A 23,409-nucleotide genomic window follows, 5' to 3' on the forward strand; every position below is an offset into this window, starting at 1 on the left:
AAGTAATATTGATAATTTAACTGTTAATTAGTTAATTTTGAAAGATTTTATTCGTTTTTCAAAATCTGACCAATTATGATAACCATCACTATTGATAGCCGAATTTTTTAGTTGAAGTTGATAATGTTCTGGTGGGTTATCAACATCAAGAACGTGTCCGTTATGGAGTTGTTCAAAGCTTTGATAAATATATTCAGCCTTAAAAAAGTATTCTCCAGTAGATAAGTGTCGAAAACGTTGTAAAGCGACTTTTCCACCAATTGGTGTGCTTTCAAATTGTTTTGGTAGTTGATAAGTTTCAAACTCTAATGCCCCTAGCAATGATGCAATTGTGCTATCGTGCCCTACAAGTAAGTTCACTGTATTATCTTGTTGCATAAGACTGTCTATAGTATTGATGATGGGGGTAGCCGAATGTTTTGCCAGTGTTTTAGTGTGGCATATCAAATTAACATATTGATTACGAAGCTGAACAATTTGTTGCCACTGCGCTAAGTCATTTATTCTACCCCATGCAATATGTTCTTTAGGAAATGCTGAATAATATTGTAATAAAAAGGCATCAACTGCTGATGCGCCTATCGCTAGTGCGCCAAGTAATGCCGGCTCTTCATTTTTTTCCATATAAAGCTTAAGCGGAATATCAGCTAATGGGCATTGGTGTTTAGCATATAACGTTGAATGTCGATAATCTAAAATATCTGATAAAATTTCATAAGCGGGTGCTAAATTTTTAAAAATGGACTCTGCTTGATTGGTTTGTTCAATGTCATGTAATACCGCTTGTTTTAGTTCTGGTGAATCATCCCTTAGGCTGGGATCAAAAATAGGATCCATCTTTTCGATTGGGTATTTGTGGTTAATTGCTATATCATAACCTGCATAAGCACCAGCGATAATAAATTGTGCGGTTGCGACAGTTCGTTGTAGGCTATTAGCATAAACAAATATTTTTGGGGTAGTTAGCGATGGTTTAATATTATGAGTTTCAAGCCATTGTGATAAATAGTGTCCAAAATAGACTTCTAAAGCACCCCCTCGGGTTGTTAAATAACCATAAGGATGTCGCCATTTAGGCCATTTAAAAGGTGTCGCTTGTTCAAGAAACTCAAGTGTATTTTGTAACGGTGTGCGAATACCATGACGACTTAATATAACCACTTTATCTAATTGGTAGTGCCTATTTATCATTTTTTGATCCAACCTTGTTTATGTAGATAATCTAAAATAAAACTGCGCTGGCCTTTAATAATGGTATGAGCGATTTTGTCACTCCAACCACCAGCTTTGGGATGAGTACTGCGTTGCCGATAATAAGTATTCATTTGAGTATCATATTGTGCAAGTAGCGCATGATTAATCGGTTGATAATTATTTTCAAAAAAGACGAGTTCTTTTGGCAATCGTGGTTTTATTTCAGGATTTTGATCTGGATAACCAATGCAAAGCCCAAAAAGTGGAATAACATATTTAGGTAGCGTTAGTAATTCAGTTACTTTATCGATATTATTGCGTAATCCACCTATATATACAGTACCTAAACCTAAAGATTCCGCTGCAATTACCGTATTTTGTGCCATAATTGCTGTATCAATACAACCGACTAAAAGTTGTTCTGCTTTTTCAAGTGGTATGCTAGGTTCAATCTGATAATGTCTGTTAAAATCAGCACAAAATACCCAAAATTCGGGGGCTTGATTTATGTAGCTTTGATCGCCTGCATAGTGAGCAAGTTGTTTTCGTATACTTGTATCGGTAATACGAATAATTGTCGTGCATTGTAAAAAATTGGAACTAGAAGCCGATTGTGCGGCTTGAATAATAGATTCTATTTGTACCTGTGTTAACGGGGTTGATTTATAAGCTCGAATAGAACGGTGGCGACAAATCAAATCAATTATTTCATTTTGCATAATGGCTCCTTAATAGATTGTTATTTATCCATTATTTTTTTATAAATTGTAAATCCCATACGCCATGACCTAGATTTTGCCCTCGTTTTTCAAATTTCGTAATCGGTCTATCATCAGGTCTTGGTATGTAATCTCCCGTTGGTGATAAATTTTCAAATCCTTCAGCTTGGGTTAAAACCTCTAACATATGTTCTGCGTAATGTTGCCAATCTGTTGCAAGATGTAAAACGCCGCCCAATTTTAATTTTTTGTAAATTAATTGCACAAATTTTGGCTGAATAATTCTACGCTTGTTATGTCTTGCCTTATGCCAAGGATCAGGGAAAAAGATTTGTACTTTATCTAGTGAATGATTAGGAATCATGTTTTCTAATACTTCCACTGCATCATGACACATTACTTTTAAGTTTGATAATTGGTTTTCTTCAATTGCCATTAAACAAGCGCCAACCCCTGGTTTGTGTACTTCAATGCCTAAAAAATTTTTATTAGGTGCATTTTTTGCCATTTCAATTAGCGAAGCTCCCATACCAAAACCGATTTCTAGCACTGCTGGTGTGTTAGTGTCAAAAGTAATAGGAGAATTTGCATTATATTCAATACCAAATATAGGCCATAAATTGATTAATGCTTGCTCTTGTCCTTTGGTTAAACGACCTTGCCTTAAAACAAAACTACGAATGGTTCTTTTAGGGTTGGTATTTGGGTCATTAGTTTTTAATTGTTCGTTCATTGTGTTATCTGTTTATGTTTAATAATCTGTGAAATTAATTGTTTACTATAGCTAATAATGAATAGTAGTTTACCCGATTTTTGTGCCACTTCAAAAAAACATATTATCTGTTTATTTTCTATTTATTATTGTGATACATGTAAAATATTTTTAATAAATTTCTATAATGTTGTTGAGCATAATCTGTAAATGATTATATAATTGTCACCCCGATTTAACCGATTACTTATAAGTAATCATGATAACATGCTTGAGGATTTCTCGTGCCTGATATGAAGCTTTTTGCTGGCAATGCCACACCGGAGCTAGCAAAACGTATAGCTAATCGTCTTTATACCTCTCTTGGCGACATTGTCGTAAGCCGTTTTAGTGATGGTGAAGTTAATGTCCAAATCAATGAAAATGTCCGTGGTGAAGATGTTTTTATTATTCAATCAACCTGTGCTCCGACTAACGATAATTTGATGGAATTGCTTGTAATGATCGATGCGATGCGCCGTGCATCTGCTGGTCGTATTACTGCCGTTATTCCTTATTTTGGTTATGCAAGACAAGATCGTCGAGTTCGTTCTGCTCGTGTGCCTATTACTGCTAAGGTTGTTGCTGACTTTTTATCAACAGTTGGTGTTGATAGGGTATTAACCGTTGATCTCCATGCTGAACAAATTCAGGGCTTTTTTGATGTTCCTGTGGATAATGTATTTGCAAGTCCTGTGATCTTAGAAGATATGTTACAGCGTGATTTTGAGAGACCAATTGTAGTCTCTCCTGATATTGGTGGTGTAGTACGTGCTCGTGCGATAGCCAAACTTCTTAATGACACAGATATGGCGATTATTGATAAACGTCGTCAGCGTGCTAATGAAGCAGAAGTAATGAATATCATTGGAGATGTTGCTGATAGAGATTGTATTTTAGTTGATGATATGATCGATACAGCAGGAACGCTTTGTAAAGCCGCTGATGCTTTAAAAGCTCGTGGAGCAAAAAGAGTATTTGCCTACGCAACGCATCCAATTTTTTCAGGTAAAGCAGTTAGTAACATTAAAAACTGTTCTATTGATGAAATTGTTGTTTGTGACACTATTCCATTAACGCCGGAAGTAAAAGCATTAAAAAATGTGCGTCAATTAACGCTATCAGGCATGCTTGCTGAAGCTATTCGTCGAATTAGTAACGAAGAATCAATTTCGGCAATGTTTCACCAATAATCTATTTATTATTGATTTAAATGCCCCTTTTAGGGGCTTTTTTGCAATAAAATCTTTAACAATAAACATATTATTATGACAACAACGATAAAACTTATTGTAGGCCTTGCCAATCCAGGAAATGAATATGCTGCAACAAGACATAATGCAGGTGCATGGTTTGTTGAACAATTGGCTGAACGTTATAATCAACCATTAAAAAATGAGCCTAAGTTTTTTGGTTATACATCAAGAGTTAATATTTTAGCCCATGATGTGCGGTTGTTAGTTCCAACTACATTCATGAATTTAAGTGGCAAATCTGTGCAGGCAATGGCAACATTTTACCAAATTAAACCAGAAGAAATATTAGTTGTTCATGATGAGTTAGATCTTAATCCTGGTATAGCCAAGTTTAAATTCGGTGGTAGTCATGGTGGCCATAATGGGCTAAAAGATATTGCCAATAAATTGGGCAATAATTTGAATTTTTATCGATTAAGAATTGGCATTGGCCATCCTGGCGATAAAAATAAAGTTGTTGGTTATGTACTTAATAAACCTTCTAAACCAGAGCAAGAATTAATTGATAAAGCTATTGACGAATCAGTGCGATCTATTAATGTTTTGTTTTCTCAAGGTATTGAAGCTGCGATGAATCAGTTACATGCTTTTAAGGCGTAGTTTATATAAAAAATCCACCCGAAAATCAGGTGGATTATTCTACTTTTAGTTTTTAATATTAAGAAAATAGATGAGTAACATTACCACCTTTTTCAGCTATTTTTTTCATCACCTCTTTGATTAACCATGTATTCATGGCTGCGGTATCATCAGTACTGCCAGTATAATTTAGCTCATGAGCCAATTTTTTACGCGCATCTAAACTACTATCAATGCCTAGTAATTTCAATAAATCGACGATAGATGTTTTCCAGTTGAGAACCTCAGGATGTTTTTTAGCTAAACCATCAAGAATAGATGTCACATCAACATTAGCTGCAGATGAGCTTTGTTCTACCTTTTCTTTAACTTGCTCTGAACCATTTGATACTGTATCTTTGACTGAGTTGGTTATATTTTCAACTTTATCTTTCACTGTATCAACGGCATGGCCTACTGCTGCTTGAGCGCTAGGAAATACTTTTGAAAAAATATTATTTAAAATACCCATATTACACTCTCCACTGTTTTAATTGTTGAACTATTTCGATGTAGAAACTAATACATATATAACGCCTAGAAATTAGAAATGTCAAAGCAGTTATTCTTCAATAGCATTTTATGTATTACCGTGTAATATTTATTAATTATTATTGTGACTCTTATCTTCTTGTTAGGTTGGTTTTTTATAAAAAAAATGCCCTTAGAAGGGCATTGAAACTGTTAGTATTGTTGTCTAGATTAATTATAATTGATTATATTCGTTCAATTAATTGAAAAAAGCTCGACGAATTGCATACTCAACACCACGAATTTCAGCTAAACCTTTTAAACGGCCAATTGCAGAATAACCTGGGTTAGTTTTCTTGGTAAGATCATCTAACATTTGGTGTCCATGATCTGGTCTAACTGGTATAGAGCGTTTAATACCTGCTTTTTTGCGTCGTTCTTCTTCTGTGACTAATGCTTTAATTACTGCATACATATCGACATCACCCGCTAAATGATCGCCTTCATGGAAAGATAGGGGGTTGTCTTCTCTAACTGTTGCCCGTAAGTGAATAAAATGAACGCGGTCGGCAAATTTTTCGGCCATTGTTGCTAAATCATTATCATTGCGGACACCATAAGAGCCAGTACAAAAACAAAAACCATTATGAATACTGTCAACTGTATCTTTAATCCATTGCATATCTTCGATAGTTGAAACTATACGAGGTAAACCTAAAATTGGTCTTGGAGGATCATCAGGATGCACTGTTAACACTACACCAACCTCTTCAGCAACTGGGACAATAGCTTTTAAAAAGTAAGCATAATTTTCGCGTAATTTAGCCTTATCGATACCATCATAGGTTGCAAGATGTGCTCTAAATTGATCGAGAGAATAGCCTTCCTCTGCACCTGGTAAGCCTGCAATGATATTGGCAATAAGCTTATCTTTTTCTGCTTGTGTCATTTTTTCAAAATAAGACTTAGCTAAAGCGATATCTTCTTTTGAGTAATCTTTTTCTGCATTAGGTCTTTGTAATAGGTAGAGATCAAATGCGGCAAAAGCAGTTTGGTCAAAACGTAACGCTCTTGAGCCATCAGGTAACTCATAAGCAAGGTCAGTACGAGTCCAATCCAAAACGGGCATAAAATTGTAACAAACAGTGTCAATGCCACAAGCGGCTAAATTGCGAATAGATTGTTGGTAATTTGCAATATGTTGTTCAACGTTACCTGAATGTGTTTTTATCTCTTCATGAACAGGAATACTTTCAACGACAGACCAAGTTAGGCCTTTTTCTTCAATAATATTTTTTCGTTTTTGAATTTCTTCAATTGTCCACACTTCACCATTTGGAATATGGTGTAAAGCTGTAACAATTCCAGTCGCTCCAGCTTGTTTGATATCATCTAATGATACTGGGTCATTTGGTCCAAACCAACGCATCGTTTGTTCCATATAAATCTCCTTAACGATTTCATTTATTTATTTTTCTTAAAATAATAAAGATCTATAAACAATGCTGATTATTATTACCTATTGATTAACAATGTTAACCGGAATTGAGTCAAATAAATAACCATCAAAATTTGGATCTTCGCTATCAGATACTGCTGTTAATGTTTGTTTAACATTTTCTAAATGTTGCCACATAGTATGACGTGCCAACATTAATTCTTTTACTTGTAATGATTGTACAAGCTTTCGTAATTATAAAGTGATTTTTAGTCAATAGATCTAATTTTCACTTAAATTGGTATGCCAATTAAATGATATAATATTAATATTGTCAATATTAAATAAAAACAAACCATTTTTAGTGATGTTGATCACGTTTTTATTAAAATAATAGTGAAAATTTATTTTATAAATGAAAATATGTCTAACCAATAAATAAATTTATTATTAAACTTCAAATGGTGATATTAGTATGCTAAAAATTTCAGCTTTACCTCAATCTATAGAAAACTGTCCAAAATATAATAGAAAAGAGATTGTTTCTAGAATTGTTCATTTAGGATTTGGTGCTTTTCACCGTGCTCACCAAGCTTTATTTATGGATCGGTTGTTAAATACAGGAAAAACCGATTGGGCTATTTGTGAGGTAAATATTGTTGGTGGTGAACAATTAATTGAGGATATCCGTAAACAAGATCACCTTTATACTGTTTTAGAAAAAGGTGCTACTTCAGAAAGTGTTTTTATTATTGGAAGTGTAAAAGAATCATTACTGGCACCGATTGATGGCATTGAAGCTATTTTGGAAAAAATGGCTAACCCTGTTGTTGAAATTGTTTCATTAACAGTGACTGAAAAAGGATATTGTATGCTACCTGGCGGAACAGGTTTGGATCTTAATAATGAACTGATTAAAGCTGATTTTATCAATCCAACAAAACCATCTTCTGCTCCTGGTGTTATTGTTGAAGCTCTTTACCGAAGAATGCAACGAGGACTTAAATCATTTACTGCACTATCTTGCGATAATATTCCTGAAAATGGTTTAGTTTTAAGAAAAGCAATTTTAGATTTAGCTAAATCCCGTGATCCCAAATTAGCTCAGTGGATTGAGTCTAATACAACCTTTCCATGCACAATGGTTGATCGTATTGTGCCAGCTGCAACACCTGAAACATTAACAGACATTCAAACTGTATTAGGTGGAGTGTTTGATCCTTGTGGTATCGCATGTGAACCATTTATTCAATGGGTTATTGAGGATAACTTTGTAACAGGGCGACCTAATTGGGATGAAGTTGGTGCCGAATTTGTAAAAGATGTTGTGCCTTATGAAGAAATGAAGTTGCGTATGCTAAATGGTAGTCATTCATTTTTAGCTTATTTGGGCTACTTAGCAGGTTATCAGCATATTAATGACTGTATGAATGATGAGCGTTATAAAAAAGCGACTTATCAATTAATGATGTCACAACAAGCGCCTACACTTCATGTTCCAACTCATGTTGATTTGCAAGCATATGCAAATAAATTAATTGAACGTTTTAGTAATCCGTCTTTAAAACATAAAACATGGCAAATAGCAATGGACGGCACTCAGAAACTGCCTCAAAGAATGTTAGATTCTATTCGTTGGCATATTAAAAATGGTTCAGATTTTTCACTACTGGCATTAGGGGTTGCTGGATGGATGCGTTATGTTGGTGGTGTTGATGATAATAATCAACCAATAGATATACGCGATCCAATGAGTGAACAACTAAAAGGCATTGTTAATTCTAGTGCTGATGGGATTGAACGTATTAATCAATTATTCACTTTGGAATCTGTATTTGGTTCTGATTTACCTGCTAATTCATTATTTAAAGATAAGGTTACTGAGCATTATCTTTCTTTAATGGAAAAGGGCGCAAAACAGACTATTAGTGATTTATCAATTTAACTTTGGATAAGATATTATGAAAAGTTTTTTAGATGATAGTTTTTTGTTACAAAGCGATGCAGCTCAAAGGCTCTATTTTGATTATGCAAAAGATCAACCTATATACGATTATCATTGTCATTTGCCTCCTAAAGATATAGCTGAAAATAAAAATTTTCGTAATTTGACTGAAATTTGGTTAGCAGGTGATCATTATAAGTGGCGAGTGCTTCGTACAGCTGGTATTGATGAAAAACTTATTACAGGTGATGCTCCTGATTATGATAAGTACCGAACTTGGGCTAAAGTTGTACCACTAACACTTGGTAATCCAATTTATCATTGGACTCATTTAGAGTTACGCCGTCCGTTTGGAATAAAAAATATACTCTTTAATGAACAGACAGCGGAAAAAATTTGGCATCAAGCTAACGAACAATTGGCTACACCAGAGTTTTCAACTCGTGGAATCTTAACTCAAATGAAGGTCAATACGGTAGGTACAACTGATGATCCTATTGATTCATTGGAATACCACAAGCAAATCAGCTTAGATACAACCTTCAAAACAAAAGTAAAACCAAGTTGGCGACCTGATAAAGTATTCAAGATTGAATTGTCTGGTTTTGCCGATTATATAAGGCAATTAGGTAATGTTACTGATATTGAAATAAACTCATTTGATGCATTACTTTTAGCACTAACTAAAAGATTAGACTATTTTGAACTTCATGGCTGTGAAGCATCAGATCATGGTATAGAAATATTACGATATGCTGATATTCCAACAGAAAAAAAACTTAATGAAATATTAATTAATAGATTAAATAATAAAGAAATTTCTGAGTTAGACGTTGCTCAGTTTAGTACCGCAATTCTTATTTGGCTTGGTCAGCAGTATCACAAGCGTAATTGGGTTATGCAATTACATTTAGGCGCATTACGCAATAATAACCAGCGTATGTTCAAGTTGTTAGGTCCTGATGCAGGTTTTGACTCAATTGGCGATAGACCTATTGCAGAGCCATTATCATCTTTATTAAATGCTTTAGAACTAACAAATCAATTACCTAAAACGATTTTATATTGTTTAAATCCTAGAGATAACGAAGTACTTGCTACCATGGCCGGTAATTTTCAAGGTTCTGGTATTGCAGGAAAAATCCAATTTGGTTCAGGTTGGTGGTTCAATGATCAAAAAGATGGTATGGAACGTCAGCTAATGCAACTCTCACAGATGGGATTATTGAGCCAATTTATTGGTATGTTAACAGATTCACGTAGTTTCTTATCATTTACAAGGCATGAGTATTTTAGGCGGATTCTATGCAATATGGTTGGTAATTGGATGGAAAATGGTGAAATACCCGCAGACTTTGATTTGGTGGGAGCGATGATTAGTGATATTTGTTTTAACAATGCTAACCGTTATTTTCCTAAGCATCAACAAAACTAGTTAACTTTCAATATTATTATAAAAGGAAAAATGATGAAAAAAATAAAACATTTGCGATGGTATATGATATTACTTGTTTGTATTATCACAATTGTCAATTACCTTGATAGAACTGCATTAGGTATCGCAGCACCAACTATTTTAGATACAACAGGTATATCTAAAGAGCAATATTCTTGGATAGTAAGTACCTTCCAATTAGCTTATACAATTGGTCAACCAATCATGGGATTTTTTATTGATACCATCGGGTTACGAATTGGGTTTGCTGTCTGTGCTGTTATTTGGGGGCTCGCTACTATGGGGCATGCACTAACAGGTACATGGCAAGGATTAGCTTTTATGCGTGGAATCATGGGATTTAGTGAAGCTTCTGCAATTCCTGTAGGTATCAAAACTGCATCAATTTGGTTTCCGGCTAAAGAGAGGGGGATTGCTGCCGGCATATTTAATATGGGAACTTCATTTGGTGCTATGTTAGCTCCCCCTTTAATTGCGTGGTGTATTTTATTCCAAGGCTGGCAATTTGCTTTTATTGTTTCTGGGTCTTTGGCTCTAATCGCCGCTATAATTTGGTTTATTTTTTATCGTGATCCTAAAGATTCCAAAAAATTATCTTCTGAGGAGAAGGAATACATAGAATCAGGTAAAGAAGAACATTTAGAAATAAATAGCAAAGAAAAAGTTTCTTTTGTTTCAATTCTTACGCAACGTAATTTTTGGGGTATTGGTATTGCACGTTTTCTTGCAGATCCTGCATGGGGAACAATCAACTTTTGGGTACCAATCTTTTTTGTAGAAACACTGCATTTTAGTTTAAAAGAAATTGCAATGTTTGTATGGTTACCGTTTTTAATGGCTGACTTAGGCTGTTTAGCTAGTGGTTTTGTTGCTAAATTTTTCAATGATAGAGGTTTTTCATTAATCAACTCAAGACTTATTACCTTTACCATTGGTGCTGTTCTTATGATGACAATTGGATTTGTAAGTATTGTTGAAAATCCTTATCTTGCTGTTTTCTTAATAAGCCTTGGAGGATTTTCTCATCAGTTACTTTCTACTGTAGCTTCAACGCTTGGGGGTGATTTGTTCAAGAAAAATCAGGTCGCAACAGCCGTTGGAATGGCAGGGGCATGTGCATGGTCAGGACAGTTAATTTTCAATTTATTTATTGGTGCATTTGTTGGCATTATTGGATTTGGGCCATTTTTTATCGCACTAGCATTTTTTGACATAATAGGGGCTGTCGTTTTATGGACTTTTATTAGAGAGAATAAAACTCAGCACGGTAACATCCAATTAGAAAAAAATTAATTATATTCCTCCCTATATTGTTAAACTGACAAATACAAAAAAGCAACTGTATTTGTCAGTTTTATCTTTTACGAATGAATTGAATTGTATTGTAAGATTTAATTAGTTTGTTTAAAAATTGACAAATAATGATGACATTTCTATTGGTTAACAATAGTAACAGGTATAGAGTCAAATAAATAACCATCAAAGTTAGGATCTTCACTGTCAGATACTGTCATTAATGTTTGTTTAACATTTTCTAAATGTTGCCACATAGCCTGCCGTGCCGCTTTTGCGTCTTTTACTTGTAATGCTTGCAATATTTTTTCGTGATCATCAAGCCATTTTTTTCGGTAACTGTTATCGGTAATTCGATTATGGAGTTGATCCCACATTTTACTTGTATGGCGTTTTTGCCATAAGTCATTTAGTAAATTTTCTAATACGGAATTTTTTGTCGCCTTTGCTATCGTAATATGAAACATTTCATCTGCACTATAATCGTTAAGAACACCATTTTCTAAAATCTGTCGTTCTTGTTCTAAAATCGATCTAAGTTTTACTATATCTGCTTTTACTATTTGAGAGGCTGCAAATGCTGCAATATTACTTTCAATTAATTGTCTTGCTTGTAATAGTTCAAATGGACCAAAATCATTTTCTTCTATCTGTTTTTCTTGCTCAGATAAAGTTGTATTTGGTAAACCTATTACATAAATGCCAGATCCTTTTTTTACTGTAATCAAATTTTCAAGTTCTAGCATTATTAATGCTTCGCGTACTATTGTTCGACTTACGCTAAAGGTTTCTGCAATATCTCTTTCTGGTGGTAATCGATCACCAATTTTATAAGTCCCATTTTTTAATAAAAACTTTAGTTCATTACCAATTTCTTGATAAAGACGACTAGATGATTGCATTTGATTGCCCTTTTTAAACAAATACTATTTAATTAATATGGTAAATTATACGCTAGTTATCTAGTTTAGCAGAATATTTAATATATTAGCCTCTTTAATTATACTGTTAAGGTTAAATTCCAATTCTAACCATCACCAATATTTTCATTATTATCGCTAAAAATTTCCTGTTTTTTGTAATAAAAATGAAATTTTTTTTTATTTATTTTAAAAACCTTTATCAAACTGTAAATATATTTTTTTAAACAGGACATTTTTAATGAAATGAGGTAAATTATTTAATATTGAATTGTTCATTTATACCGAATTAATTGACCTATTTTTATTAAGAAGTAAAGGTAAAAACAAAATATGCGCTATAATGAGCCTCAAATGTTATCATCAATATTATCTCAGGAATCGTGTTTATCTGAGATAAAAGATAGAACATTTGCATTGAGTAAATTAAGTCATGTTATCAATGAGTTGTTACCATCGCCATTGAAACAACAGTGCCGAGTGGCTAATTATCGCCAAGGGGTTCTTGTTCTTGAAGTTAGTTCAGCAAGTTGGTTAACTAGATTGAAATATGAACAAAGCAATTTAATCTCTGAGATACGGAAAAACATTTTACCGTCACTATCCTCTATCCAATATCGGATTAATCCAAACATTTCGGTAACATTGTCACAGTGCCATTTTAATGTTTCTAAATTACCTTTAGGCTCAAGTTTGATGACCGAAAAAAGTGCAATGTTTTTATATGAGTTAGCAGAAAATGCGCCAGATAAATTGAAAAAACAATTGATAAAACTTGCTAACCATGCAAAATAAATACTGATAATCGAGTTTCAATTTTATAAAATTATATATCTTAAAAATACAAGGAGTGGATTATGGATAAAGATATGTTGATTTATCTTATAATTGGGTTAGCAATTGGTTTTGTTATTGGTTTTATTTTTACGAGCATTATTAGCCCTAAAGCTCGTAAATATGCCAAAGTTAAACAAGAGTTAGAGCAAACGAAAGATGAATTAGTAGCACAAAAACAAATGATTGCTAAACACTTTTCACATAGTGCAGAGATATTAGATAATATGGCGAAGGATTTTCGTCGTCTTTATCAACATATGGCTGAAAATTCTAGTCAATTTATAGATAACGACAGTGTTTCTTCTTTGGATTTTAATTCTGTTCTTGATTCAGATGAGCCAAAAGAAATTATGTTTGATGAACAACCAAGGGATTATTCTGATAATTCATCTGGCCTATTTAAAACAGATGAAAATAAATCTTAACTGTTATAATTTTATTTATAGTTTTATTTGCCATTAATTAATGGCAAATTTTTTTATAGAAATTAACTTTTTGTAAAAGCGAGAGTTATAAGATGATTGATTCATTAAAAAAACAAAAAAAATTGTTAAGTATTTTAGCATTAAGTTTAGGTTTGAGTTTATCTACTTTTCCAAAAGTTTATGCTTCTTTTCCTTCTATCCCAACTGATAGTAATACACAACAACCAAGTTTAGCCCCTATGCTTGAAACAGTATTACCTTCAGTTGTCAGTATTAAAGTTGAAGGTACTGCACAAATGCAAAACAATATGCCTGAAGAGTTTAGGCGATTTTTTGGTTACCCTGATAGTCAATCAAGAGCTTTTTCAGGTTTGGGGTCAGGTGTAATTATTGATGCTGAAAAAGGGTATGTTGTCACCAATAATCATGTTATTGATAATGCTGATAAAATAACGGTTTCATTAAATGACGGACATGAGTATAAAGCAAAACTTATTGGTAAAGATCCACAAAGCGATATTGCTTTACTTAAACTCGAAGATGCAAAAAAATTAACCGCAATTAAGCTTGCTGATTCAGATAAGCTACGTGTTGGTGATTATGTGGTTGCAATTGGAAATCCATTTGGCATTGGGCAAACTGTCACTTCAGGAATTATTTCAGCACTTGCTCGAACTGGCCTTAATATGAATGGTTTTGAGAATTTTATCCAAACTGATGCATCAATTAATCAGGGTAACTCCGGTGGGGCACTGGTTAATTTGAATGGTGAATTAGTCGGTGTAAATACTGCAATTATTGCACCTAGCGGAGGAAATGTTGGTATCGGTTTTGCAATTCCAAGTAATATGGTAAAAAACTTAACTTCTCAACTTATTGAATATGGTGAAGTTAAACGCGGTGTGCTTGGTATAAAGGGTAACGAGTTAACTTCTGATATTGCAAAAGCATTCGATTTAGATATTCAAAAAGGTGCATTTGTTAGTGAAGTGCTTGATGATTCTGCGGCAAAAGCGGCTGGAATTAAGTCAGGAGACGTTATCATCTCAATGGATGGTAAACCAGTAGATAGTTTTGCTGAACTACGAGCTAAAATTGCAACAACGGGTGCAGGACGAACAGTAAAATTAGGGTTAATTCGAGATGGTAAACAAATAACCGTCGATGTTAAATTGAAAAATAGTGATGAGACAACAACTGATGCAAAATCATTGCATTCAGCTCTTGATGGGGCAACGCTTATCAATGGTGAAATAAAAGGACAAAAAGGTGTTTTAATCGAAAATATTGCCAAAAATTCGCCTGCGTCTAGACTTAGCCTACAAGAGGGCGATCTTATTACAGGCGTTAATAAAGAACGAGTAACGAGTATTACAGATCTTCGTAAAATTATTGATAGTAGCCCATCAGTAATTGCGTTGAATATAATTCGTGGTGATAGTCGTTTATATCTAATATTACGTTAATTAGTTTATCTTTATATTGTCGATGCCTTGGCATCGGCAAAAACTCCAATTTTAACCTTTATACAGATGTGCTAAAATCTTAACCATTCTTTTTATTATAATCCTAAAATTAATGCTTAAAAAAATTTTATGGCCAATATTAATTGGTACGGTTTTAGCTATTGTTTTATTGATTATTTTTCCTTCTTTGCAAAAAGGGAATCAATCAAATTTTCCAAGTTCAATTTTTAGTGATAACCCATTAAGTTATTCTAGTGCAGTTAAAATAGCAGCTCCTGCAGTGGTTAATATTTATAGTCGCTCAATTAATTCTTTATCTAAAGAATCACAAGCTAGCGCAATAACTCCGCTTGGTTCAGGAGTAATTATGAGTGAGCAAGGTTATATTGTTACTAATTATCATGTTGTTGACGGTGCAGAACAAATTATTGTTGCATTACAAGACGGGCGGATTTTTGAAGCGCTGCCTGTTGGTTCTGATAAGTTAGTGGATATTGCAGTCTTAAAAATTGAAGCAACTAATCTTCCAACTATATCCATAAACCCAAATCGTGAGCCCCAAATTGGTGATGTAGTTTTAGCAATTGGTAATCCTTACAATATAGGTCAAACCATTACACAAGGTATTATTAGTGCTACTGGTCGTGATGGGTTAAGTCCTTATCGACGACAAAATTTTATTCAAACTGATGCATCAATAAATCATGGTAATTCTGGTGGAGCACTCGTTAATACTAAAGGTGAATTGATGGGAATTAATACACTCACTTTTGCAAAAAATTTAGGTAATGATGTTCCTGAAGGCATTGGATTTGCAATTCCAACTTCTTTGGCTGTAAAAATTATGAATAAATTAATTCAGGATGGAAAAGTTATTCGTGGTTATATTGGGATTGATGGTTTAGAGTTTGCGCCAACTCAAAATCCAAGTGATATACCCGTGGTATTAGGTATTTTAGTTACCAATACTGAAGGTCCTTCATTACAGGCGGGCATACAAACTAATGATATCTTGATTATGGTAAATAATAAGCCTGTTAAATCAATAGTTGAAACAATGGATCAAATTGCTGAGTTGAAACCGGGTACGACTGTCCCCATTATTGTATTGCGAAATGGTGAAAAGGTTGAGTTACAAGTAACAATAGGGTTGTTACCTGTTTAATTAGTTTTTTGTCGCTTGATTATTTAAGCTTTAAGGCATATAATTCGCAACCTTATCATGTTTTTTAACACTCGTATGGTGTATAGATTTTGCTTTTATAGCCGTTTATATAGCGATACGAACAAACTTTAGAGGTTTATTATGAAAGAAGGTATCCATCCAGAATATACTGCAATTAATGCAACTTGCTCTTGCGGTAACGTAATTAAAACGCATTCAACTATTGGCCATGATATTCATCTTGACGTATGTGGTGAATGCCATCCGTTTTATACAGGTAAACAACGTGATGTTGCAACTGGCGGACGTGTAGATAAATTTAAACAACGTTTTGCTATGGTTGGTGGTAAAAAATAATATTGCGATAAGCAATAATAAAAAGGCGCTTAGTGCGCCTTTTTATTATTTAAGAAAAATTAATATTGAAAAATAATTTTTTACTCATCAATTAAATCTGGATCGATGCCTAATTTTCGCATCATTTTTTGTGTTTTTATTGGGATACCATCTTCTCGGTCTTTTTGCAAATCTTCATCACATGGTAAAGGTTGACCTGTGTAAGCATGAAGAAAAGCTTCGCACAATAATTCACTATTTGTGGCATGACGCAAATTATTCACTTGTCTGCGAGTACGCTCATCAGTTAGTATTTTTAATACTTTAAGTGGAATTGATACTGTGATTTTTTTTACTTGCTCACTTTTTTTACCATGCTCTGCATAAGGGCTTATGTATTCGCCGTTCCATTCCATTATTGTTCACCAAAATTACATCACAAATAATGTGGTTAATTTTATCTTTTTTTTCATATTACTGCAATCTACACATCAAGACAGTTAGACGTCTAGACATGTTGACGTCTTTTTTTTATATGTTATGCTTACAAGACTAATCTTATATTAAATAAAATATTGTTTGAGGGCATTATCATGACTATTCAAACTGAAAACTTAAGTCAAGGGACGATTGCTGTTCGCGGTGGATTAAATACCGACGATCAATATGGCAGTGTTGTTCCAGTTATCACACCATCTACTTGTTATCGCTATGAGGCTTTTGCAAAACCAAGAGAGTTTGACTACGGTCGAAAAGCCAATCCTAGCCGTCGCTTGGTAGAGCAAACGATTGCTAAATTAGAAGGAGGCATTGATGCCATATTAACTAATTGTGGTATGTCGGCAATTCATTTGATCAGTGTTGCATTATTAGCTCCTAATGATTTAGTTGTTGCACCACATGATTGCTATGGAGGTAGCTATCGCCTTTTTAATAGCTTAAGTCAACGTGGTTATTTTAAAGCCAAATTTGTTGATCAATCCGATCCTGTTGCATTAAAAGAAGCGCTTAGTTTACGCCCAAAATTAGTATTAATTGAAACACCAAGTAATCCTTTATTACGTGTTGTTGATATTCAAAAAATTGCAGAGCAAGCTCATCAAGTTGGGGCTTTAGTTTTAGTTGATAACACCTTTATGACCCCGATATTACAAAAACCGCTAGAACTTGGTGCCGATATTGTTAGCCATTCTTGTACTAAATTTTTAAACGGACATTCAGATTTATTAGCGGGAATTTTAGTCTTTAAAGATCAGCAACTAGCTACAGATGTTTTATGGTGGGCTAATAATATTGGTACGATGACGTCATCATTTGATAGCTATCTTCTGTTGCGTGGATTAAGAACACTTTCAGCGCGAGTAAAATTACAGCAGGACAATGCACAAAAAGTTGTTCAATACTTAGCTAATCATCCAAAAATAGCTAAAGTCTATCATCCATCTTTACCGTCAAACCTTGGGCACGATATCGCCCAAAAACAGCAAAAAGGCTTTGGCTCATTACTTAGTTTTGAATTAGTAGGTGATGCTGATACCATGCCAACGTTTTTAGAATCGCTTAAAATTTTCACCTTAGCTCAATCACTTGGTGGTGTTGAAAGCCTTGTATGCCATCCTGCAACGATGACTCACTCAGGCATTAGTGCTGAGGCTCGAAAAACAGCAGGGATTTCAGATCAGTTATTGCGTATTTCTGTCGGCTTGGAAGATATTGCCGATTTACTTGCTGATTTAGAACAAGCATTGGCAAAAGTGTAGTGTCTATTTTAGCGCATCTATATTTAGATTTAGCTATTTGGATTAATGAAATAGATTTATTTCGTTAATCCTATTAGTTTTTATATTCCTTAATACATTGGCAAGCTAAAATAGTCGTTTGTTATTTTTTTAATGGCAGAAAAGACCTCATCAATAGTATGTTTTCTGCTTCGACTACATACTTTGGCCATTTGTTGGCAGACTAAACATTGCCTTGAGTGGTGATCAAATTTAGCGCGAGAAATACTTTGTTGGGTTATTGGGTCAATAACATCAATATCCCATAGGCGACCTAAAGGATGATTATCTTCTATATTAATACAGCATTGCTTTAGTATATCGGCTGAGCATTTTGCGACAATAATGGCTTCACAGCCAGTAATGTGATGAAAATGGGTTTCATGTATTAATGAAATATCATTTTTTGATAGGGTACTGTGTATAGTGGCAATGGCCTCTTTAAATAATCGATTCGCGCCACTACTATTTTTTATTGGTCCGGGGATAACTAAACTTAACGAAATAAGTGGATAATGATAACGTTTTATTGCTTCTTGTTGGCTTTGTACACGTTTTTCTTTAGCCAATAACATCTGTTCAAGTGTGATAGGGGTGCCATCATCAAATTTAATTAATATATCATTCATAATGAAAAAGATAAGTAGCATGGCATCAGCTAATGTCATGCTACTTTGTGGTTAATTAGTCCTTAACTTGACGAACCACATCAATGATTGAACCATCACGGAAATGAACAACACCAACGATTTTATCATTAAATTCAATTGGTTTTGGTTCACCCGTTAACGAAACAGCACGTTGATATAGCTCTTCAATACTCATGACTGGTAAATTAGCCGCTTTTAATCGTTCTGCAATTTCAGGACGAGCAGGGTTAACCGCTATACCATGGTCAGTAACAAGAACATCGACACTTTCACCCGGTGTCACAACCGTTGTAACTTTCTTAATTACAGTAGGGATTCGGCTACGAATGAGTGGCGCAACAATAATAGTTAAATTTGCACCAGCAGCTGTATCACAGTGACCACCTGATGCGCCACGCATAACACCGTCAGAACCGGTTAACACGTTAACGTTATAATCAAGGTCAATTTCTAACGCACTAAGGATCACAATATCTAACTCATCGACACTAGCACCTTTAGAGGCTGGATTTGCATAGACATTAGTTGAAACTTCAATATGATCTTTATTTCGACCTAAAGATTGTCCAGCTGTACCATCAAAGCTTTGAGTATCAAGTAAACGTTTTACTAAACCTTTTTCATGAAGATCAACAATACTAGCCGTAATACCACCTAAAGCAAATGATGCGGTGATATTTTTAGCACGCATACGATTTTCTAGGAAACGTGTTGCTGCGGTTGAAGACGCACCAGAACCAGTTTGAATAGAAAAACCATCTTTAAAATAGCCTGAATACTCAATAACATCTGCTGCATAACGCGCAATCATCAGTTCACGAGGGTTACTAGTGATACGTGCAGCACCAACGCTGATCTTAGTTGGATCACCAACCTCATCAACTTTAACAATATAGTCAACTTGATCTTGGCGAATACTTGCTGGATGATTTGGGTAACCAACAATATCTTCAGTAAGTAATACGACTTTCTTAGCAAATTGAGCATCAACCATAGCATAACCTAATGCACCACATTGTGATTTACCAGATACACCATTAGCATTACCTTGTTCATCAGCAGTTGAAACCGCCAAAAATGCAATATCAATATTAATTTCGCCACTTTGAATCAATTTTACACGTCCGCCGTGAGAATGGATATGAACAGGGTTATCCATCAAACCATGTGAAATGGCATCAGCTAATTTACCACGTAAACCCGATGTATAGATTTTTGTAATCACACCCGATTCGATATGAGGGATAAGTGCTGAATTACAACTTAATAGTGAGCTTGATGCTAATGTTAAGTTTTTAATGCCTAATTTGCTAATTGTTTCAACGACTTTATTGATAACTTTATCGCCTTCACGAAATGCATGATGGAAAGAAATTGTCATACCATCACGCAATTCACATTTATGAATCGCTTGTTCAATAGAGTCACACAATTTACGCGTATATTTAGACTCATCTTTTAAATAAGGAGTCGTAGCGTTAGCGTCAATAAATGGCGTGATATTCTTGAGATCTGGATGCTGTTTAAGCAAATCATCAATTTTTTTATTTATAGAAGTCATCATTTTAATCCTATCAAATTTCTTTACGTACACCGGAATATTTTGCTAACTCAATCACTTTTCTAGCACGAGCAATAATCGGTGCATCAATCATTTTGCCATTTAGAGAAATAACACCAAGGCCTTTTCTTTCACCTTCTTCAGCAGCTTCAACCACTTTTTGGGCGTTTTCAACTTCAGCAGCGGTTGGTGCATAAGCATTGTGTAACAGTTCAATTTGTCTTGGATTAATAAGTGATTTACCGTTATATCCAAGTTTCTTGATTAGGCTGACTTCTTTTAAGAAGCCTTCATCGTCATTAACATTTGAATACACCACATCAAAAGCATCAATGCCAGCCACTCGCGCGGCATGTAAAACAGCACAGCGAGCATAAAATAACTCAGTACCATCGCCACGTTCAGTTTGCATATCGACAAGATAGTCAAATGCAGCTAGAGCAATACCAATTAAACGAGGTGAAGATTTAGCGATAGAAACCGCATTCACAACGCCTTGAGCAGATTCAACAGCGGCCATCAGTTTAGTGCTGCCTACTTCACGTCCACACTCTTTTTCAATTCGTTCTACATGTGCTTCTAGTTCGTGAATATCTTCAGCACAGTTGGTCATTGGTAAACGTATAACATCAACACCAGCTCTTACTACGGCTTCAAGGTCTTTTAAACCAAATGGAGTATTAAGTGCATTGATTCGTACCACTGTTTCAATTCCATGCTCTTTATAAACAGGAAGACGTAACGTTTGTGCTACTAATAAACGAGCTGAATCTTTTTCTTTAATTGAAACCGCATCTTCAAGGTCAAACATAATTGAATCGGGTTTATAAACAAAAGAGGTTGATAGCATTGCCGCATTTGCGCCCGGAAGAAATAGCATACTTCGACGTAATTTTTTCATAGTAATTTACTCCAATCTAAGTTTTCTTCTTCTGCGCCACGTAATACTGCACATTGAATTCTTGCTTTGATAGCACAATCAAGTGCGCCTTTATCATCAATAATAATTAAGCCATCTGTTACGTTCAGATCTTGTAATGTTTGCTCAACCACAGCGCGAATTTGATCACCAAATTGTTTATTAACATCGCTATTAATAACAATTTCAATCCCGGTATTAGGCATGACTTTGACTAACAAATCACTTGATTCGAGAGTCCCTGCCATGGCTTCTTTTTGTATTTTCATTTTTTTACCTTTTAAAATGTATTAAATTTTAAATTTATCTAAATTAGCTGAAAGGTAATTCCACGTTGTTGGTGGAACTAGCTTTTTTACCTGTTCATATTGCTCAGATGCTAATAATTTCCTCACTAATGAGGCTGATACAATAGTATCCCCTTCGGTTATTCGTGGAACCTCAACAACAGTAATCGCTGATTGTACACTGATAGCTTTATCTTCAAGCCAATAAGACATTGCTTCGTTATAAGCTTTAGTGACTTCATCATATGGTTCAGTTCCAACAAAGCGATAGGTGATATTCAGTGCTGGCGCGATATAGTTTCGGAATATAAGCAGATCGATGCCCATATAAGCTCGATCTATTTTTGCCTTATCTTTTAGAAAATAAGTAGGAAACGTTGCTCTTGAAATAATATAAGGCGAGCTTGCGTGTACTGTAACATTTTTTATGTGTTTAGATCCATCTTTGACTAATTGTAAACGAGTCTCAAACGAAAATAGCGACGCATTTTCATTAACAACAAAAACGTGCAACCAGTCACACTGGCTAGCTGCGTACTGTATAAGATATTGATGACCTTTTGTGAAGGGGTTAGCGTTCATTACAATACTACCGATTTTCTCCCCTTCTTTTTGTTGCGTATTGAGTTTTTTACAATACTGCCTAATACCGACTGGGGTGTTTTCCATCAGAACAGCCAGATCGGTGATTTCAACAATAGGATAAAAACCACATCCCTTAAAAAAATCTATATTTTCAGGTTTAGTATATAAAAAAAGGTGAAAATAACCATTCTCGTTAGCATATTTTATGGTGTGATCCATTAACGTCAGATTTAGTTGATTACCACGATAATCAGGATCAACAGCAACACATTTAATAATATCCCGATCAATACCTGCACAAGCAATAATTGTAGTGTTAAATTTTGCCACAACAAAAATAGTAACTTGAGAATCTAGCTTAAGATCGGCTCGCGATAATAACTGCTCAACACCTTGATAATCTTGTTTTGATTGAGAAATATCAATAACTGTATAATCAACCAAATCGTACATAAATTTACCTTTTTTCAGCGACTACATAATTGGTTAAACGGCCAATCCCCGTAATTTCAACTTCTATTGTATCACCATCTTGCATAAATACAGGAGGATTACGTTTTTTCCCTACACCACCTGGTGAACCGGTTAGGATCACATCGCCTGGTGATAAACGGGTAAATGTACTAATATAAGAAATTAATTCAGGGACAGTATGCACAAGATTTTTGATTGAATCATGTTGCATTTCTTGACCATTTAAATAAGTCGTTAACGATAATACTTTGGGATCAGGAATTTCATCACTTGTTGTAATGCATGGACCAAATGCACCTGTGCTTGGCCAGTTTTTACCTGCGGTAAACCAAGTATATTGCCAGTCACGAATTGAACCATCCATATAACAGCTATAACCTGCCACATGAGATAACGCCTCTTCTTGGCTAATACGAAAACCCGCTTTACCAATAATAATAGCTAATTCACCTTCATAGTCTAATTCATTAGTGATAGCTGGTTTAATGATATTGGTTTTATTTCCTGTTTGAGAATCAGGAAAGCGAACAAAAAGAGTGGGTGCTGAACTGGTTTCATTAAATTCTGCTCGTTTTTCAGCATAATTCATACCAACACACAAAATTTTATTTGGATTTGGAATAACCGGTAAGTAAGTAATATCTTGTTCATCAATGTCGCTTGGGGCATCAAGATAGGTTTTAGCCATCGCTAGACCTTCATCATCGGCAAGTAATGATTTTAAATCGGCGTATTTATCACCTAATTTTTGTTTTAAATCAACAATGCCATTGTGAGTAAGAAGACCAAAACTTGCTCTATCAGAGACAAGATAACTGACAAGCTTCATGAAAACTCCTTAAAAGCTGTTTGTGCTAATTGTAAC

General features: G+C 34.5%; 24 protein-coding genes and 1 pseudogene. 11 read left to right on the plus strand and 14 right to left on the minus strand.

The annotated features are described in order from the left end of the window. Nucleotides 1-27: 27 nt before the first annotated feature. The 3 genes from GQ596_RS03465 to trmB are packed head-to-tail and all read right to left on the minus strand — an operon-like array spanning nucleotide 28 to nucleotide 2,646. On the minus strand, nucleotides 28-1,191 hold the full coding sequence (locus GQ596_RS03465; protein WP_160400294.1) for a histidine-type phosphatase: 1,164 nt from the start codon (nucleotides 1,189-1,191) through the stop codon (nucleotides 28-30). Continuing rightward, on the minus strand, nucleotides 1,188-1,913 hold the full coding sequence (gene nfsA, locus GQ596_RS03470) for an oxygen-insensitive NADPH nitroreductase (protein WP_160400295.1): 726 nt from the start codon (nucleotides 1,911-1,913) through the stop codon (nucleotides 1,188-1,190). Before nfsA ends, GQ596_RS03465 begins: the two co-directional genes overlap by 4 nt. Before the next feature lie 31 nt (nucleotides 1,914-1,944). Then, entirely contained in the window at nucleotides 1,945-2,646 is a 702-nt protein-coding gene (gene trmB, locus GQ596_RS03475) for a tRNA (guanosine(46)-N7)-methyltransferase TrmB (protein WP_160400296.1), read from the minus strand. Nucleotides 2,647-2,909: 263 nt separating this feature from the next. Here trmB and GQ596_RS03480 point away from each other — a divergent pair, with 263 nt between their 5' ends. After that, a complete protein-coding gene (locus GQ596_RS03480; protein WP_160400297.1) occupies nucleotides 2,910-3,857 on the plus strand; it encodes a ribose-phosphate pyrophosphokinase in 948 nt (315 codons plus the stop codon). Nucleotides 3,858-3,932: 75 nt separating this feature from the next. Next, nucleotides 3,933-4,520: an aminoacyl-tRNA hydrolase gene (pth, locus tag GQ596_RS03485; RefSeq protein WP_160400298.1), complete on the plus strand. Its 588-nt coding sequence runs from the start codon at nucleotides 3,933-3,935 to the stop codon at nucleotides 4,518-4,520. A gap of 58 nt (nucleotides 4,521-4,578) precedes the next feature. Here pth and GQ596_RS03490 read toward each other — a convergent pair whose 3' ends face one another. The 3 genes and pseudogenes from GQ596_RS03490 to GQ596_RS11160 all read right to left on the minus strand — a co-directional run. Beyond that, nucleotides 4,579-5,010, minus strand: coding sequence for a DUF3597 domain-containing protein (locus GQ596_RS03490; protein WP_160400299.1), 432 nt, complete (start codon nucleotides 5,008-5,010; stop codon nucleotides 4,579-4,581). Nucleotides 5,011-5,268: 258 nt separating this feature from the next. Then, nucleotides 5,269-6,450 carry a mannonate dehydratase gene (gene uxuA / locus GQ596_RS03495; RefSeq protein ID WP_160400300.1) on the minus strand — a complete coding sequence of 394 codons (1,182 nt, stop codon included), beginning with the start codon at nucleotides 6,448-6,450 and terminating at the stop codon, nucleotides 5,269-5,271. A 78-nt stretch (nucleotides 6,451-6,528) separates the two neighbouring features. Further along, nucleotides 6,529-6,696: pseudogene (locus tag GQ596_RS11160) on the minus strand (GntR family transcriptional regulator); the annotation flags it as partial. A gap of 220 nt (nucleotides 6,697-6,916) precedes the next feature. Here GQ596_RS11160 and GQ596_RS03500 point away from each other — a divergent pair. From GQ596_RS03500 to GQ596_RS03510, 3 genes are read left to right on the plus strand one after another with little or no spacing between them, the layout of a single operon-like run. After that, nucleotides 6,917-8,392, plus strand: a complete 1,476-nt coding sequence (locus GQ596_RS03500; RefSeq protein WP_370516481.1) for a mannitol dehydrogenase family protein — start codon at nucleotides 6,917-6,919, stop codon at nucleotides 8,390-8,392. A gap of 16 nt (nucleotides 8,393-8,408) precedes the next feature. Continuing rightward, nucleotides 8,409-9,827, plus strand: a complete 1,419-nt coding sequence (gene uxaC / locus GQ596_RS03505; protein ID WP_160400302.1) for a glucuronate isomerase — start codon at nucleotides 8,409-8,411, stop codon at nucleotides 9,825-9,827. A gap of 33 nt (nucleotides 9,828-9,860) precedes the next feature. Continuing rightward, on the plus strand, nucleotides 9,861-11,141 hold the full coding sequence (locus GQ596_RS03510) for an MFS transporter (RefSeq protein ID WP_160400303.1): 1,281 nt from the start codon (nucleotides 9,861-9,863) through the stop codon (nucleotides 11,139-11,141). A gap of 140 nt (nucleotides 11,142-11,281) precedes the next feature. Here the strand turns inward: GQ596_RS03510 and GQ596_RS03515 are convergent, their stop codons facing one another. After that, the gene (locus GQ596_RS03515; protein ID WP_160400304.1) at nucleotides 11,282-12,043 is read right to left on the minus strand and encodes an FCD domain-containing protein; all 762 of its coding nucleotides are present in this window, start codon (nucleotides 12,041-12,043) and stop codon (nucleotides 11,282-11,284) included. Between the two features lie 372 nt (nucleotides 12,044-12,415). Between GQ596_RS03515 and GQ596_RS03520 the strand changes: the two genes are divergently transcribed. The 5 genes from GQ596_RS03520 (at nucleotide 12,416) to rpmE (ending at nucleotide 16,311) form a co-directional block, all read left to right on the plus strand. Then, the gene (locus GQ596_RS03520; protein WP_160400305.1) at nucleotides 12,416-12,856 is read left to right on the plus strand and encodes a DUF721 domain-containing protein; all 441 of its coding nucleotides are present in this window, start codon (nucleotides 12,416-12,418) and stop codon (nucleotides 12,854-12,856) included. 62 nt (nucleotides 12,857-12,918) lie between these two features. After that, a complete protein-coding gene (locus GQ596_RS03525) occupies nucleotides 12,919-13,323 on the plus strand; it encodes a YhcB family protein (protein ID WP_160400306.1) in 405 nt (134 codons plus the stop codon). A 92-nt stretch (nucleotides 13,324-13,415) separates the two neighbouring features. Continuing rightward, entirely contained in the window at nucleotides 13,416-14,789 is a 1,374-nt protein-coding gene (locus GQ596_RS03530; RefSeq protein WP_160400307.1) for a Do family serine endopeptidase, read from the plus strand. Between the two features lie 112 nt (nucleotides 14,790-14,901). Then, nucleotides 14,902-15,954, plus strand: coding sequence for an outer membrane-stress sensor serine endopeptidase DegS (gene degS / locus GQ596_RS03535; protein WP_160400308.1), 1,053 nt, complete (start codon nucleotides 14,902-14,904; stop codon nucleotides 15,952-15,954). Nucleotides 15,955-16,095: 141 nt separating this feature from the next. Further along, complete coding sequence (gene rpmE, locus GQ596_RS03540; protein WP_065636780.1) at nucleotides 16,096-16,311, plus strand: 50S ribosomal protein L31; 216 nt, start codon at nucleotides 16,096-16,098, stop codon at nucleotides 16,309-16,311. 80 nt (nucleotides 16,312-16,391) lie between these two features. Here the strand turns inward: rpmE and metJ are convergent, their stop codons facing one another. After that, the gene (metJ, locus tag GQ596_RS03545) at nucleotides 16,392-16,706 is read right to left on the minus strand and encodes a met regulon transcriptional regulator MetJ (protein ID WP_202112447.1); all 315 of its coding nucleotides are present in this window, start codon (nucleotides 16,704-16,706) and stop codon (nucleotides 16,392-16,394) included. A gap of 177 nt (nucleotides 16,707-16,883) precedes the next feature. Here metJ and metB point away from each other — a divergent pair, with 177 nt between their 5' ends. Further along, entirely contained in the window at nucleotides 16,884-18,050 is a 1,167-nt protein-coding gene (gene metB, locus GQ596_RS03550) for a cystathionine gamma-synthase (protein ID WP_160400309.1), read from the plus strand. Nucleotides 18,051-18,139: 89 nt separating this feature from the next. Here metB and citX read toward each other — a convergent pair whose 3' ends face one another. From citX to GQ596_RS03580, 6 genes are read right to left on the minus strand one after another with little or no spacing between them, the layout of a single operon-like run. Next, a complete protein-coding gene (gene citX / locus GQ596_RS03555; RefSeq protein ID WP_160400310.1) occupies nucleotides 18,140-18,736 on the minus strand; it encodes a citrate lyase holo-[acyl-carrier protein] synthase in 597 nt (198 codons plus the stop codon). Nucleotides 18,737-18,752: 16 nt separating this feature from the next. After that, entirely contained in the window at nucleotides 18,753-20,282 is a 1,530-nt protein-coding gene (gene citF / locus GQ596_RS03560; protein WP_237398354.1) for a citrate lyase subunit alpha, read from the minus strand. Between the two features lie 10 nt (nucleotides 20,283-20,292). Then, nucleotides 20,293-21,180, minus strand: coding sequence for a citrate (pro-3S)-lyase subunit beta (gene citE, locus GQ596_RS03565; RefSeq protein ID WP_160400311.1), 888 nt, complete (start codon nucleotides 21,178-21,180; stop codon nucleotides 20,293-20,295). After that, nucleotides 21,177-21,467, minus strand: a complete 291-nt coding sequence (gene citD / locus GQ596_RS03570; RefSeq protein WP_160400312.1) for a citrate lyase acyl carrier protein — start codon at nucleotides 21,465-21,467, stop codon at nucleotides 21,177-21,179. Before citD ends, citE begins: the two co-directional genes overlap by 4 nt. A gap of 21 nt (nucleotides 21,468-21,488) precedes the next feature. Further along, on the minus strand, nucleotides 21,489-22,523 hold the full coding sequence (gene citC, locus GQ596_RS03575) for a [citrate (pro-3S)-lyase] ligase (RefSeq protein ID WP_160400313.1): 1,035 nt from the start codon (nucleotides 22,521-22,523) through the stop codon (nucleotides 21,489-21,491). A 4-nt stretch (nucleotides 22,524-22,527) separates the two neighbouring features. Next, nucleotides 22,528-23,373, minus strand: a complete 846-nt coding sequence (locus GQ596_RS03580) for a fumarylacetoacetate hydrolase family protein (protein WP_160400314.1) — start codon at nucleotides 23,371-23,373, stop codon at nucleotides 22,528-22,530. Nucleotides 23,374-23,409: the final 36 nt, after the last annotated feature.

Origin of the sequence: Gilliamella sp. Pra-s60 (assembly GCF_009795755.1) — a bacterium.
GTDB lineage: Bacteria > Pseudomonadota > Gammaproteobacteria > Enterobacterales > Orbaceae > Gilliamella.

Excerpts from the sequence above, each read along its gene's own strand:
- uxuA (WP_160400300.1), bottom strand. The coding sequence starts at position 6,450 with ATGGAACAAACGATGCGTTGGTTTGGACCAAATGACCCAGTATCATTA.
- trmB (WP_160400296.1), bottom strand. The coding sequence starts at position 2,646 with ATGAACGAACAATTAAAAACTAATGACCCAAATACCAACCCTAAAAGA.
- pth (WP_160400298.1), top strand. The coding sequence starts at position 3,933 with ATGACAACAACGATAAAACTTATTGTAGGCCTTGCCAATCCAGGAAAT.
- GQ596_RS03465 (WP_160400294.1), bottom strand. The coding sequence starts at position 1,191 with ATGATAAATAGGCACTACCAATTAGATAAAGTGGTTATATTAAGTCGT.
- metJ (WP_202112447.1), bottom strand. The coding sequence starts at position 16,706 with ATGGAATGGAACGGCGAATACATAAGCCCTTATGCAGAGCATGGTAAA.
- GQ596_RS03580 (WP_160400314.1), bottom strand. The coding sequence starts at position 23,373 with ATGAAGCTTGTCAGTTATCTTGTCTCTGATAGAGCAAGTTTTGGTCTT.
- rpmE (WP_065636780.1), top strand. The coding sequence starts at position 16,096 with ATGAAAGAAGGTATCCATCCAGAATATACTGCAATTAATGCAACTTGC.
- citC (WP_160400313.1), bottom strand. The coding sequence starts at position 22,523 with ATGTACGATTTGGTTGATTATACAGTTATTGATATTTCTCAATCAAAA.
- GQ596_RS03490 (WP_160400299.1), bottom strand. The coding sequence starts at position 5,010 with ATGGGTATTTTAAATAATATTTTTTCAAAAGTATTTCCTAGCGCTCAA.
- GQ596_RS03510 (WP_160400303.1), top strand. The coding sequence starts at position 9,861 with ATGAAAAAAATAAAACATTTGCGATGGTATATGATATTACTTGTTTGT.
- citX (WP_160400310.1), bottom strand. The coding sequence starts at position 18,736 with ATGACATTAGCTGATGCCATGCTACTTATCTTTTTCATTATGAATGAT.
- GQ596_RS03530 (WP_160400307.1), top strand. The coding sequence starts at position 13,416 with ATGATTGATTCATTAAAAAAACAAAAAAAATTGTTAAGTATTTTAGCA.
- GQ596_RS03515 (WP_160400304.1), bottom strand. The coding sequence starts at position 12,043 with ATGCAATCATCTAGTCGTCTTTATCAAGAAATTGGTAATGAACTAAAG.
- citF (WP_237398354.1), bottom strand. The coding sequence starts at position 20,282 with ATGATGACTTCTATAAATAAAAAAATTGATGATTTGCTTAAACAGCAT.
- uxaC (WP_160400302.1), top strand. The coding sequence starts at position 8,409 with ATGAAAAGTTTTTTAGATGATAGTTTTTTGTTACAAAGCGATGCAGCT.
- citD (WP_160400312.1), bottom strand. The coding sequence starts at position 21,467 with ATGAAAATACAAAAAGAAGCCATGGCAGGGACTCTCGAATCAAGTGAT.
- GQ596_RS03520 (WP_160400305.1), top strand. The coding sequence starts at position 12,416 with ATGTTATCATCAATATTATCTCAGGAATCGTGTTTATCTGAGATAAAA.
- metB (WP_160400309.1), top strand. The coding sequence starts at position 16,884 with ATGACTATTCAAACTGAAAACTTAAGTCAAGGGACGATTGCTGTTCGC.
- nfsA (WP_160400295.1), bottom strand. The coding sequence starts at position 1,913 with ATGCAAAATGAAATAATTGATTTGATTTGTCGCCACCGTTCTATTCGA.
- degS (WP_160400308.1), top strand. The coding sequence starts at position 14,902 with ATGCTTAAAAAAATTTTATGGCCAATATTAATTGGTACGGTTTTAGCT.
- GQ596_RS03525 (WP_160400306.1), top strand. The coding sequence starts at position 12,919 with ATGGATAAAGATATGTTGATTTATCTTATAATTGGGTTAGCAATTGGT.
- citE (WP_160400311.1), bottom strand. The coding sequence starts at position 21,180 with ATGAAAAAATTACGTCGAAGTATGCTATTTCTTCCGGGCGCAAATGCG.